Raw genomic sequence first — 12,785 nt, forward strand, 5'->3', positions numbered from 1 at the left:
GAAGGTTTGTCCCCCGCTGCCCGCGCCCAAGTGCTACGCGTGTTCTCGCCACCGATTGGTGATCGGCAACCTCCGGTCCTTGCCGAAGCCCTTGGCCGAGATCTTCGTGCCCGGCGGGTACTGCCGCCGCTTGTACTCCGCCGTGTCCACCATGCGCAGCGTCCTCACCACCAGCTCACGGTCGAACCCCGCCGCCACGATCGCGTCGGCCCCCTGGTCGCGGTCCACGTACAGGTCCAGGATCGCGTCCAGCACCGCGTAGTCCGGCAGCGAGTCGGTGTCGATCTGCCCCGGGCGCAGCTCCGCGCTCGGCGGCTTGGCGATCGAGTTCGCCGGGATGGGCGGGGTCTCGCCCCGCTCCTCAGCCGTGCGGTTGCGCCGGCGCGCCAGCCGGAACACCGACGTCTTGTACACGTCCTTGATCGGCCCGTACGCCCCCACCGCGTCCCCGTACAGCGTCGAGTAACCGACCGCCAGCTCCGACTTGTTGCCCGGCGCGAGCACGAGGTGGCCCTCCTGGTTGGACAGGGCCATCAGCAGCGTGCCGCGCAGCCGGGCCTGGAGGTTCTCCTCCGCCAGTCCGGTCAGCCCCAGCGACTCCATGTACGCGGCGAACATCGGCTCGATGGGGACGGTACGGAAGTTCAGCCCGGTCCGGCGCGCCAGGTCGGCCGCGTCGTCCCTGGAGTGCCCGGAGGAGTACTTCGACGGCATCGACACGCCGTACACGTTCTCCGCGCCCACCGCGTCGCACGCGATCGCCGCGACCAGCGCGGAGTCGATGCCGCCGGACAGGCCGAGCAGGACCGACCGGAAGCCGTTCTTGGTGACGTACGCCCGCAGGCCCGTCACCAGCGCCGCGTACACCTCGTCGTCGTCGGTGAGGCGGGGCGCGTACCCGCCCGCCGGCGCGGGGTCGGGCGCGTAGGGCGCGAGCGGTTCCTCGGACAGCACCAGCCGGTCGACGCGTAGCCCGTCGTCCACGACGCCGCTCGGCGCGTCCGCCCGGGCCGCCGGCAGCTCCAGGTCCAGGACCAGGCACTCCTGCGCGAACTGCGGCGCCCGCGCCAGCACCTCGCCGTCCCCGGCGACCACGATCGAGTCCCCGTCGAACACCAGCTCGTCCTGGCCGCCCGTCATGGCCAGGTACGCGGTGGTGCAGCCGGCCTCCCGCGCCCGCCTGCGCACCAGCTCCAGCCGGGTGTCGTCCTTGTCGCGCTCGTACGGCGAGGCGTTGATCGAGAGCAGCAGCCCGGCCCCGGCCGTCCGCGCCGCCGGCACCCGCCCGCCCTCCTGCCACAGGTCCTCGCAGATGGCGAGCGCGATGTCGATGCCGTGCAGCCGCAGGACGGGCATGGTGTCGCCGGGCACGAAGTAGCGGAACTCGTCGAAGACGCCGTAGTTGGGCAGATGGTGCTTGGCGAAGGCGAGCGCGACCGCGCCCCGGTGCAGCACGGCCGCCGCGTTCTGCGGGGTGCCGGCGGGCTGGCCGTACCGGGGCTGGGCCGTCTCGGACCGGTCGAGGTAGCCGACGACCACCGGCAGCTCCCCGAGGCCCTCCTCGGCCAGGCGCGCGGCCAGCGCCCGCAGGGCGGCGCGTGAGGCGCCCACGAAGGAGGAGCGCAGGGCCAGGTCCTCGACGGGGTAGCCGGTCAGCGCCATCTCCGGGAACGCCACCAGGTGCGCTCCCCGCTCGGCGGCCTGCCGGGTCCGGCGGACGATCGCCTCCGTGTTGGCGGCGAGGTCGCCGACGGTGGAGTCGATCTGGTTCATTGCGAGGCGTAGTTGAGGCACGTGACCAGTCTAGGGCCCGATAATCGTCAGGGCGACGTTAAGCATCCCCGGAGGAGGCCCGGACGCGGGTGCGCCCGCTCCTTCGGAAAGGAGCGGGCGCACGCGTGGAGCGGGTGGAGCGGTGTGCGTCAGTGACGGCGGTACGAGTCGACGTAGCCGGGCGCGGGCGAGCCCACACCGGTGACGTCGTCGTAGCCCTTCGTCGCCTGCAGCGAGCTGTCCTTGCCGAGGCTGCGCACGGAGACGGCCACGCCGCCCTTGGCGTCGAGGCCGTTGACGAAGTCGACGCGCGCGACGGCGAGGTCCTTGCCCGTCGGCTTGTCCACCACGTCGTGGAACAGGTTCTTGCTGAAGCGGGAGTAGATCGCCGGGTTCGCGAACCCGAGCGCCGTACCACCGCCCGCCTCCTGGGCCAGGGACTGCACGGCCGCGATCACGGGAGCCGCCAGCGAGGTGCCGCCGATGCGGTACTCGCTGTACTGCTGCGACCCGTCCGGGAAGGTCTGCGTCTGGCCGACCAGGAAACCGGTGTTGGGGTCGGCGATCGCCGCGATGTCCGGAACGACGCGGTTGCCCGTGGCGCTGTTGGCCGTGGCGAGCCCGTTCGGGACGATGCCCTTCTGGTAGTAGGGCTGCGCCACGTTCTTGCTGGTGCCGCCGCCCGCGCCCGAGGTGTAGGCGCCCGGGAAGCCGGTCCAGCTCTTGCCGTCCGTGGACAGCGTGGCCTTCTCGGTGCCCCAGCCGGTCTCCCACTGGTACGAGTCGCCCTTGCCGACGGCCAGCGAGGTGCCGCCGACCGCGGTCACCCAGGCCGAGTTGGCCGGGGTGTCGACCTGCTTCGTACCGGTGTTGGCGACCTCGTCGCCGTTGTCACCGGAGGAGAAGTAGAAGCCGATGCCCTCGACCGCGCCGAACTGGAAGACCTGGTCGTACGCCGCCGCGAGGTCCGGCGTCTGGTTGGCCTCGACGTCGCCCCAGGAGTTGGAGACGATGTCGGCCAGGTGGTTGTCGACCACCTTGCTCAGCGAGTCGAGCAGGTCGTCGTCGTAGCAGGACGCGGCACCGACGTACGTGACGTCGGCGGCGGGCGCGACGGCGTGCACGGCCTCGACGTCGAGGGTCTCCTCGCCGTACCAGCCGGAGGCCTTGCACTCCGTGGTCCTGGTGAACGTGCCCGGCAGCGCCTGGTGCAGCTGGCTGGTCTTCCAGCCGGCGTCACCGTTCTTCTTCGCGTACGAGGCCGCGTCGAAGGCGATGGTCGGGGAGGCGTAGGCATCGGTGATGGCGATGCGGACGCCCTTGCCGGTGTACTTGCCCGCGCCGTAGGCCGCGCGCAGCTGCTTGCCGGTGTAGCCCTTGACCGCGTACGGGATCTTGGTGCCGTACGCGTCCGGCAGGGTGGTCGCCGTGTTCGAGCCGAAGTACGTGGAGAACGGCCCGGAGTTCTTGAACACCGCGTCCGGCGGGGGCAGCGTGTCGGCGTGGTTCGCCTTGTGCGGGGCGTTGTCCAGGCCGGTGACGGTCAGGACGGCGCCCTGCAGGGCCTCGGGCACGGTGGCCGTCGAGGACGGCGCGTGGAAGGTCCGGGAGCCCTTGGTGTAGTTGTGCAGCTGGGTGCCGAACGCCTTCTCGGCGGCGGCCACGTCACCCGAGACGGAGACGTAGTGCTGCGTGCTGCCGGTGACCGTCAGGCCCGCCGACTTCAGCCAGGACTTCACCGCGGCCACCTGGGCCTTGGTGGCGCCGAAGCGCGTCTGCGTCTGCTTGGCGGACATGTACTTGCGGTACAGCGGCGAGCGCGGGTCCGACACGGCCCGCGCGTAGGCGGCGAGGCCCTTGGCGTCACGGCCCGCGAGGTAGACCCGGGCGTTGACCTTGGTGCTGTCGGAGGTGGCGCCCTTGTCCGCCTTGGCCGTCGCCCACTGGGGCTTCGTACCGGCGATGGCGTCACGGCTCGGGTGGTCCGCGGCGTGGGCCGCGGGTATGCCGAGCGCCAGTGCGCCGGCCAGCAGCGGCAGAGTCGCCGCCATGCTCACGCCGGCGCGCGTCTTGGCGCGGTTGGATCTCATATAACCCCCTGCAATGCGATGCGTCGCATCTCGTGGTCGGTCCAGGTGATCCGCGTGGAGCGCGCCGCGAGCAGAGCGCGGCGGAGGGATCACACGCGTGGATCACACGTGGGGGTCACTCTTGCGATGAACGGTTCATGTCAGGGGAATGGCGAGGTCAAGAAGAAGCCAAGTGGCGGCTGAGGCGGGGCATTTGAGGCGGTTTGGGGGGCAACCGCGTGTTACGGAATCATTGCAGTTCGGAGAGATCGTTTGCGGCCCGGGTGCCGGATCAAGCGGCAGGCCGCGTTCCGGGCCGCCCGCCGCTCGTACGTCCGCTCCTACGTCCGCTCGCACCTCCGCGCGCCGGCCTCAACGCGGTCGCGCCCCGCGCTCCTTGAGCATGCCGGCCATGAGCTGGATCTCCGACCGCTGCGAGTCGACCATGCTCTGGGCGAGCCTCTTCTCCGGGCCCACCGTGCACGTGGCGACACAGCCCTCCGCCATGTGGACGCCGCCCTTGTGATGGGCGGTCATCAACTGGAGGTAGAGGATCTCGGCCTGCTTCCCCTTGAGCGAACCCAGCTTCCTCAGCTCGGTGTTGGTCGCCATGCCGGGCATCAGCGCGCCGTCCTTGCCGGGAGGCATGTCGCCCATGCCCATCCAGGTCATCGGCGGCAGGCTGGACGTCTTCGGCAGCCCCCACAGATCGAGCCAGCCCAGCAGCATGCCCCGCTGGGCGGCCTGCGTCTGCGTGATGTCGTACGCGAGCAGCCGCACGTCCTTGTCGCTCGTGAGGTCGCGCACGATGAACGACATCTCGACCGCCTGCGCGTGGTGGACCGCCATGTCCTGGGCGAAGCCCGCGTCCGCGGAGTCGGCCGCCGGCACCCTGGTCGCGGAGCCGTCGTTCTCGGCGGACGCGTAGGTGATGGCCCCGGCGGCGACCAGCGCCGCCGCCGCGGCGCCCGCGATCCAGGCGATGTGCCTCACTGGCCGATACCGCCCGTGCACGCGGCGCCCGGCTCGGGCGTCTGGGGTCCCTGGCTGAACTCCTCGATGAACTTGTCGACGTTCGGGTCGCTCGCGCCCGTCACCGTGCGCTGGTGGGCCCAGGCGCTGAGCATGATCGGGTCCTTCTGGTCCTCGACCGGGCTCATCAGGATGTACGTCTTCTGCCGGACCTTGGCCGCGAGCGCGTCGACGTCCGCCTTGGACGCCTTGCTGTTGTACGTCACCCAGACCGCGCCGTGCTCCAGGGAGTGCACGGCGTTCACGTTCTTGACCGGCTTGGTGTAGACGTCGCCCTGGCAGTTCTGCCAGACCGGGTTGTGGTCGCCGCCGACCGGGGGCTCCATCGGGTACGTCACGGCCTTGGTGGTGTGGGTGCGGCCCAGCTTGCCCTGCCACGTCCGCACGCCGTCCGCGCCCGTGGTGAAGTGGCCCGCGCCGTTCGCCGCCTTCCCGTCCTGCGCGCCCTTCGCGTCCGCCGCGGAGGCCTTGTCGGCGGACTGCGACTGGATGAGGACGACGCCGCCGACGGCGAGCGCGGCGACCGCGACCACGCTCGCGGTGACGGCCAGGATCCGGTTGCGGCGCTGGCGGGCGCGGTCGGCGCGGCGCATCTGCTCTATGCGCGCCTTGCGCTCGGAAGAACCGGTCGTGTTGGCGGAGCCCATGGCGAGTCCTTTGGGGGAGGGTGAAGGGAAGGGCGGATCCGCTGATGGTAGTGGGGCCGCGGTGCCGCCGGGGGCGTGCGTCACGCGATTGGCCGGGAGGGGGCGTTTTCCGCCAATAATTTGAACCCGGGATGCGCATTATTTACCCTTGCGGTATGCGGCTGTTGCGCTCCACCGACCTGGCCCTGCGGGTCCTGATGCGGCTCGCCGTCGCCGACGGCACCGGCGGCGCGGCCCGCGAGAACCCCACGACCGCCCGCGAGAACCCCACGACCCGCGAGGTCGCCGAGGCCATGGACGTGCCGTACACGCACGCCGCGAAGGTCGTCGCCGAACTCCAGCACATGGGCCTGCTGACGGCCCGGCGGGGCCGCGGCGGCGGGCTCGCGCTCACCGAGGCAGGGCGGGGCGCGTCGGTCGGCGCGATCGTGCGCGCCTTCGAGGGGGAGGGCGACGTGGTCGACTGCGAGGGGGCGAGCCCCTGCCCCCTGCACACCGGCTGCCGGCTGCGCGGTGCGCTGCGCCGGGCCCAGGAGGCGTTCTTCGCCGCGCTGGACCCGGTGACGGTGCGGGACATGGTGGCGGCGCCGACCGGACCGCTGCTGCTCGGGCTCTCCCCGAAGCCCGCCGCCTGACGCCGCCGGGCCCCACGGCGTCAGTCCCGGGCCGACCAGAGGTCCGGCCCGAACACCTCGTAGTGGATGTCCGCCGGTGTCACGCCCCTGTCGATGAGCTGGGCGCGCACCGCCCGCATGAACGGCAGCGGACCGCACAGGTAGGCGCGTGTGCCCGGGGCGAGGGCCACCCGCGCCAGGTCCACCCTGCCGGTGTGCGAGGACTCGGGCGCCTGGCTCTCGTACCAGAAGTGCACGGTCGCGTCCGGCAGCTTGGCGGCCAGGCCCTCGTGGTCGGCGCGCAGGGCGTGCGTGGCGGGGGTGCGGTCCGCGTGCACCACGGTGACGGGGGCGCCGTGTCCGCTCCGCGCGAGCTGCTCGAGCAGGGCGATCATCGGGGTGACGCCGATCCCGGCGGAGGCGAGCAGCAGCGGTCCGGCGGTCGCGTCCAGGACCAGGTCGCCGTACGGGGCGGACAGCTCCAGGGTGTCGCCCTCGCGCACCTGCGCGTGCAGGTGGCCGGAGACCTCCCCGTCGGGGGCGCCGTCGCCCAGGGCGCGTTTGACGGTGATCTGCCGCAGCGGTGAGCCCGGGGCGGCGGAGAGGCTGTACTGGCGGATCTGCCGGGCGCCGTCGGCCAGCTGGACCCGGACGGAGACGTACTGGCCGGGACGGAAGTCGGGGACGGGGCCGCCGTCGGCGGGGCGGAGCTGGAAGGTGGCGACCTCCGCGGTCTCCGCGACGCGCCCGGCGACCTCCCAGGTCCGCCAGCCGGTCTGCCCGCTCGCGGCGCGGAGCCGCTTCTCCAGGGCGATCAGCGCGTTCGCCATCAGCCAGTAGACCTCGTCCCAGGCCGCCGCGACCTCGGGGGTGACCGCGTCGCCGAGCACCTCCGCGATCGCCGCGAAGAGATGCTCGTGGACGACCTCGTACTGCTCGGGCGCGACGCCCAGGGAGGCGTGCTTGTGGGCGATGCGGCCGAGCAGCACGTCCGGCCGTTCCTCCGGACGGTCCACGAGGAAGGAGGCGAAGGCGGCGATGGAGCCCGCCAGGGCCTGCCGCTGGGTGCCGGTCGCCTGGTTCGCGCGGTTGAACAGGTCGCGCAGCAGTTCGGGGTGCGCGGCGAACAGGCCCGCGTAGAAGCGTTCGGTGATCTGCTCCAGGCAGGCGCCGACGACGGGGAGCGTGGCGCGCACGGTGGCGGCGGACCGGTCGGACAGCATCGGGACTCCTTCGCGGGGCGGGAGGCGGGAGCGCCTGCTCCGGCCGCACCTCACGGTAATAAAACTTGCATCTGAGATGCAAATTAAAAACGGGTCGATACGGGCGCCCGGACAGGCAAGATGGGCGGCAGGGCAGGACACCTGCCGCGCACGCGGGTCCCGGCCGGGCGATCAAGGTCCGCAACGCGCGTGAAACGCTGCTGTGGTGGGATGCTCAGGTGCGCGACCGCCTCCCGCGTTGCGGAACCAGGCGGCCTGACCAGCAAGGATGGGGTAGCGGAAGATGGACAAGCAGCAGGAGTTCGTGCTCCGTACGTTGGAGGAGCGCGACATCCGGTTCGTACGCCTGTGGTTCACGGACGTGCTGGGCTTCCTGAAGTCCGTGGCCGTGGCCCCCGCCGAACTGGAACAGGCCTTCGACGAGGGCATCGGCTTCGACGGCTCCGCCATCGAGGGCTTCGCCCGGGTCTACGAGTCCGACATGATCGCCAAGCCGGACCCCTCGACCTTCCAGGTGCTGCCGTGGCGCGCCGAGGCCCCGGGCACCGCCCGCATGTTCTGCGACATCCTGATGCCCGACGGCTCCCCGTCCTTCGCGGACCCGCGCTACGTCCTCAAGCGCGCCCTGAACCGGGCCTCCGACCTGGGCTTCACCTTCTACACCCACCCGGAGATCGAGTTCTTCCTGCTGAAGGACCGCCCCCTGGACGGCAGCCGCCCCACCCCGGCCGACAACTCCGGCTACTTCGACCACACCCCGCAGAACGTGGGCATGGACTTCCGCCGCCAGGCGATCACGATGCTGGAGTCCATGGGCATCTCGGTGGAGTTCTCCCACCACGAGGGCGCCCCGGGCCAGCAGGAGATCGACCTGCGGTACGCCGACGCGCTGTCCACCGCCGACAACATCATGACCTTCCGCCTGGTCATGAAGCAGGTGGCGCTGGAGCAGGGCGTGCACGCGACCTTCATGCCCAAGCCCTTCTCCGAGCACCCGGGCTCCGGCATGCACACGCACCTCTCCCTGTTCGAGGGCGACCGCAACGCGTTCTACGAGTCGGGCTCCGAGTACCAGCTCTCCAAGGTCGGCCGCTCCTTCATCGCGGGCCTGCTGCGGCACGCGGCGGAGACCTCGGCGGTCACCAACCAGTGGGTGAACTCCTACAAGCGCATCTGGGGCGGCTCCGAGCGCACGGCGGGAGCGGGCGGCGAGGCGCCGTCCTACATCTGCTGGGGCCACAACAACCGTTCGGCGCTGGTCCGCGTCCCGATGTACAAGCCCGGCAAGACCGGCTCGGCCCGCGTCGAGGTCCGCTCGCTGGACACCGGCACCAACCCGTATCTGGCCTACGCGGTCCTGCTGGCGGCCGGCCTGAAGGGCATCGAGGAGGGCTACGAGCTGCCGCCGGGCGCCGAGGACGACGTGTGGGCCCTGACGGACGCCGAGCGCCGCGCGATGGGTATCGAGCCCCTCCCGCAGAACCTCGGCGAGGCCCTCGACCTGATGCGGCGCAGCGACCTCGTCGCCGAGACCCTCGGCGAGCACGTCTTCGACTTCTTCCTGCGCAACAAGAAGCAGGAGTGGGAGGAGTACCGCAGCGAGGTCACGGCCTTCGAACTGCGCAAGAGCCTGCCGGTGCTGTAAGCCCAGGTCAGCGGGGCTATCGCTCGCTTTCCTGGAGGGGCCCACGGTCGCGGACCGTGGGCCCCTCCAGGCGTCGCGCTACGCCTGGGCCGTCTGTGGGCCGTCCGGCGTCGGATCGGTGCGCTGAAACACGGAGTCCACAGCCTTCCGGCTACGGCCCTCGCTGCTCGGGAGCAGGTGCGTGTACACGCGGAGCGTGAAGCCCGGGTCGGTGTGTCCCAGGTACGTGCTCAGGGCCTTGATGTTCTCGCCGGCGTCCAGAAGTACGGACGCGTAGAAGTGCCTGAGAGCATGCATGCCGTGCTCGCGAGCGGCGCGGTGGCGCTCACCCGGCTTGGGTTCCGGGATGACGTCAGCCGTGACGAGAGCAGACTTCCAGAAGCGCGTGTTGAAATCCGTACGCCTTACCGCTCCGTGGCCGTCAAGGCGGACGAACAGGAGCCGCTTGGTCAGCAGCTCGCCATCGGGCCGAAGCCACGGCAGCGTGACTGCAACAGGCGGGTGAGCCTTCATGTGGTCCTTGAGCGCCTTCGCCACGGAATCGGCGAGTGGCACGTCACGTTCCTTGTCACGCTTGGGCCGGGCGAATACGAGCTTCCCGCCTGACACCCTCACCTGGTATCCGACGTGCAGCCACCCGGTACGGAATCTGATCTCCTCGACTGGAAGACCGAAGATCTCGCCCTGCTGCACGACGCAGTCCGACCCCAGATCGTGACAACCCTCAACGCCATCCATGCCGAGGCACCGCATGCGAAGGTCGTCCTCATGGGCTACCCGCGTTTGGTGGAGAAGGGCCACAGCTGCCTCCCCGGCGCTTACGAGGACGTCGAAAACGACTGGATACACACCGTGGCCGACACCCTCGCTACAGAGATGAAGGCGGCCACACAGGACGCCGGATCGTGGGCGGTCTTCTCCGATCCCCGGGACGAGTTCGACGGCAAGGGCAGCTGCGGAAATCCCGAGAGCATCCACGGCATCGTGGAGACCGGGCGCGAGCAGGCGGACAGCGACGCTCCAGCGCCGTCCATGCAGTCCTTCCACCCAAAGCCCACAGGAGCTCGCCTCTACGCGGACGCCCTGGAGCAGACGCTTCAGGGAAAGTGACCGGCGACTGACCTGGGGGCCTGAGTATTCCTACTCAGGCCCCCAGCCACCATTTACGAAAGTCTGTAGGCATGAACACGCCCAACGCAGAACTCCGGCCCATCTTGCCGCGCGTATACGGAGCGGCGGCCACCGGCGCGGTGCTGGCCTACGGTGTCTGCCTTTTCTTCTCCTGGGTCAAAAATCACCGTGACCAGGCATGCGAGACGACAGACGGCCTCTGTTACACGTGGTGGGATGTCGCCGCCATCCCGCTCACGTTCGTGACCGCACTGATCACCCTGATCGTCGTCTACAAGCAGCTCGGTATCAGGCCACGGCTCGCGGTAATCCCGCCGACACTTTTGCTGGCTCCGATTCCTCTCGCCGCCGCGCAGACGAGCGCCGGCTGGTGGGCTGCCACCCTCACCGGCGGTGCGTGGGCGTCCTCCCTCGCGTTGGCCGTGTGGAGCCGCTACAGGATCCTCGGACTCTCCGCCGCAGCCGCACTTCTCATTGGTTCTCTTGTTGTGCTTTACCGCTGACCAACGGGCAGGACTCCGTGCGTGTCACTTTCCTGCGCAACAAGAAGCAGGAGTGGGAGGAGTACCGCAGCGAGGTCACGGCCTTCGAACTGCGCAAGAGCCTGCCGGTCCTCTGACCCCCTGCCGCACGGGTGCCGGCGGCCACGAACCGCCGGCCCCTCGGCATCTTCTCCTCGGATGACGAGGTGAGCTGCTTTCCCGGGCCTGCCGGCGGTGCGACGCACCAGTGCGCCCACGCAGAGCGGGTTGCGTCGGGGCGACGTTCGGGCGACCCGTCGGAGTCAGCCGAGGGTCTTGAGCGCGGCGTGGGCGATCTGCAGCAGAGCCGCTTCGTCCATGTCCGTTTTGGCGAGGAACTCGATGCCCTGCATCACGGCGAGGATCAGGCGCCCGATCTCCTGGGGGTCGGTGCTCGCTCTGATGGATCCGTCCTGCTGGGCCTCCTTCACGCATGCGATGAGAAGGTCCTCGACCGCCTGGTACGTGGTTCTGGCCCGTGAGACGACGTCAGGTTCGTTGCTGTGCAGCTCGGACGTGCTGTTGACCAGCAGGCATCCGCGTCGCAGCGGGTCTTCCGCGAATCCCTTGGCCACACCCTCCACGAGGAGGGTCAGGCGCTCGATGGCGGCACCGGGGCCGGTGAGTATCGCCCGGACGCCGTTCAGCTGCTCGACGCGGTAGCTGTCGAGCACGTGCAGGAACAGCTGCCGCTTGTCGCCGAAGGCGCCGTAGAGGCTTCCCTTGCCCAGTCCGGTGGCGTCCGTCAGATCCTGCAGCGACGTAGCCCCGTAGCCCTGACCCCAGAACTGCTCGCGTACGGACTCCAGGACCTGGTTCTCGTCGAAATTCCGAGGGCGTCCCATGCGGAGAGCCTACGTCCTTCTTGACCTTTCGGTCCAGATCGATAGGCGCCAAGGCCGCCCTGTGCTCCGCGGGTGACACACCTCGCACCGGCGTTTTTGTCCGTGCGGTCCATAACGAGGTTTTTTACCGTACAGTCCATAACTGAGCCCGCCTCTCGTGCGGGCTGCGACGGGTCAGTGACGCTCGGTGCGGACGACGTCCGCGCCGGACAGGACAGGAGGAGTCATCATGGGACAGCTTGACGGGAAGACGGCCGTCGTCACCGGGGGCAACAGTGGAATCGGCCTGGCCGCTGCCAAGCGGTTCGCGCACGAAGGCGCCCACGTGTTCATCACCGGTCGCCGGCAGGAGGCCCTCGACGCCGCCCTGGCCGAGATCGGCCATGGGGCCACCGCGGTGAGGGGCGATGTCGCCGACCTCGGGGACATCGACCGCCTCTACGCGGCTGTCGCCGAGCGGGGGCGGTCCATCGACGTGCTGTTCGCCAATGCGGGTGGCGGCGAGTTCGCCACTCTCGAAGAGGTCACCGAGGAGCACTTCGACTCGACGTTCGGCGTCAATGTCAGGGGGATGCTCTTCACCGTCCAGAAGGCCGTTCCGTTCCTCAGTGACGGCGCCTCGGTGATCCTGACCGGATCGACCGCGGCGACGTCGGGCGCGGCCGCCTTCGGCGTGTACGCCGCGTCCAAGGCCGCGGTTCGCTCCCTCTCCCGCACCTGGGCCAACGAACTCAGGGGTCGGGCCATCCGGGTGAACACGCTGGTGCCTGGCCCGATCGTCACGCCAGGTATCACCGGCCTGGCTGCCGACGCCGCCGAGGCCGAAAAAATGCGGGACGCCTTCGCCGGCCAGGTGCCACTGGGTCGTATGGGGCGCCCCGAGGAGGCCGCTGCCGCCGCTCTGTTCCTTGCCGGCAGCGAAAGTAGCTTTGTCACCGGCTCAGAGCTGTTCGTCGACGGTGGACTCAATCAGATCTGACCGCCGCCGGGGGGCGGGCGACGCACCGACGCCGTCCGGGGCCGCCGACTGCGTCCACACGCACCAGGATCGTCGCCCGCCACCCGGACGGTTCCGTCTTCGAATACATGCAGCTCCGCGCCTGAGCCCTGTGCGCACCAGGGGGGTGCCTTCGCCGGACATCGCGGACGTTGAAGCAGCCCGGGTGCTGCCCGGGTTGCCACTCGACGGGGGGGTGCCTCTATGTCCTTCGTCAAGGCACCCCTGTCGGGTTTGGGGTGATTCGGTCTTGCTGGGGTCATGCGGCGAGCTCGACGTCCGCGGGCG

12 protein-coding genes and 1 pseudogene are annotated in these 12,785 nt (G+C 70.1%); 6 read left to right on the plus strand and 7 right to left on the minus strand.

All coding sequences use genetic code 11. From position 1 onward, the window contains the following. Positions 1-33: 33 nt before the first annotated feature. From AB0C59_RS30420 to AB0C59_RS30435, 4 genes are all read right to left on the minus strand, one after another. Positions 34-1,794 (minus strand): NAD+ synthase, encoded by a 1,761-nt coding sequence (locus tag AB0C59_RS30420; protein ID WP_363010276.1) that lies wholly within the window; start codon positions 1,792-1,794, stop codon positions 34-36. 128 nt (positions 1,795-1,922) lie between these two features. After that, positions 1,923-3,863: a S53 family peptidase gene (locus tag AB0C59_RS30425; RefSeq protein ID WP_363010278.1), complete on the minus strand. Its 1,941-nt coding sequence runs from the start codon at positions 3,861-3,863 to the stop codon at positions 1,923-1,925. 351 nt (positions 3,864-4,214) lie between these two features. Beyond that, the gene (locus AB0C59_RS30430) at positions 4,215-4,835 is read right to left on the minus strand and encodes a DUF305 domain-containing protein (protein WP_363010280.1); all 621 of its coding nucleotides are present in this window, start codon (positions 4,833-4,835) and stop codon (positions 4,215-4,217) included. After that, on the minus strand, positions 4,832-5,521 hold the full coding sequence (locus tag AB0C59_RS30435; RefSeq protein ID WP_363010282.1) for a DUF3105 domain-containing protein: 690 nt from the start codon (positions 5,519-5,521) through the stop codon (positions 4,832-4,834). The genes AB0C59_RS30430 and AB0C59_RS30435 overlap by 4 nt, the downstream gene beginning before the upstream one ends. 155 nt (positions 5,522-5,676) lie before the next feature. On the opposite strand from AB0C59_RS30435, the gene AB0C59_RS30440 reads away from it, so the two are divergent. After that, positions 5,677-6,156 (plus strand): Rrf2 family transcriptional regulator, encoded by a 480-nt coding sequence (locus AB0C59_RS30440; RefSeq protein WP_363010284.1) that lies wholly within the window; start codon positions 5,677-5,679, stop codon positions 6,154-6,156. Positions 6,157-6,176: 20 nt separating this feature from the next. On the opposite strand, the gene AB0C59_RS30445 is transcribed toward AB0C59_RS30440, so the two are convergent. Further along, the gene (locus AB0C59_RS30445; protein ID WP_363010286.1) at positions 6,177-7,358 is read right to left on the minus strand and encodes a globin domain-containing protein; all 1,182 of its coding nucleotides are present in this window, start codon (positions 7,356-7,358) and stop codon (positions 6,177-6,179) included. A 283-nt stretch (positions 7,359-7,641) separates the two neighbouring features. Between AB0C59_RS30445 and glnA the strand changes: the two genes are divergently transcribed. Next, positions 7,642-9,003: a type I glutamate--ammonia ligase gene (gene glnA / locus AB0C59_RS30450; RefSeq protein ID WP_363010288.1), complete on the plus strand. Its 1,362-nt coding sequence runs from the start codon at positions 7,642-7,644 to the stop codon at positions 9,001-9,003. 78 nt (positions 9,004-9,081) lie between these two features. On the opposite strand, the pseudogene AB0C59_RS30455 reads toward glnA, so the two are convergent. Next, positions 9,082-9,717, minus strand: a pseudogene (locus tag AB0C59_RS30455) (tyrosine-type recombinase/integrase); the annotation flags it as partial. On the opposite strand from AB0C59_RS30455, the gene AB0C59_RS30460 reads away from it, so the two are divergent. From AB0C59_RS30460 to AB0C59_RS30470, 3 genes are all read left to right on the plus strand, one after another. Then, entirely contained in the window at positions 9,718-10,113 is a 396-nt protein-coding gene (locus AB0C59_RS30460) for a hypothetical protein (protein WP_363010290.1), read from the plus strand. 71 nt (positions 10,114-10,184) lie between these two features. Further along, positions 10,185-10,637 carry a hypothetical protein gene (locus AB0C59_RS30465; RefSeq protein WP_363010292.1) on the plus strand — a complete coding sequence of 151 codons (453 nt, stop codon included), beginning with the start codon at positions 10,185-10,187 and terminating at the stop codon, positions 10,635-10,637. A gap of 17 nt (positions 10,638-10,654) precedes the next feature. Beyond that, on the plus strand, positions 10,655-10,753 hold the full coding sequence (locus AB0C59_RS30470; protein WP_363010294.1) for a glutamine synthetase: 99 nt from the start codon (positions 10,655-10,657) through the stop codon (positions 10,751-10,753). A gap of 165 nt (positions 10,754-10,918) precedes the next feature. Here the strand turns inward: AB0C59_RS30470 and AB0C59_RS30475 are convergent, their stop codons facing one another. Next, positions 10,919-11,500 carry a TetR/AcrR family transcriptional regulator gene (locus AB0C59_RS30475; RefSeq protein WP_363010295.1) on the minus strand — a complete coding sequence of 194 codons (582 nt, stop codon included), beginning with the start codon at positions 11,498-11,500 and terminating at the stop codon, positions 10,919-10,921. Positions 11,501-11,729: 229 nt separating this feature from the next. Between AB0C59_RS30475 and AB0C59_RS30480 the strand changes: the two genes are divergently transcribed. Beyond that, on the plus strand, positions 11,730-12,479 hold the full coding sequence (locus AB0C59_RS30480; RefSeq protein WP_363010310.1) for an SDR family oxidoreductase: 750 nt from the start codon (positions 11,730-11,732) through the stop codon (positions 12,477-12,479). Positions 12,480-12,785 lie beyond the last annotated feature (306 nt).

The sequence above is a fragment of the Streptomyces sp. NPDC048664 genome, assembly GCF_040650555.1.
Classification (GTDB): Bacteria; Actinomycetota; Actinomycetes; order Streptomycetales; family Streptomycetaceae; genus Streptomyces.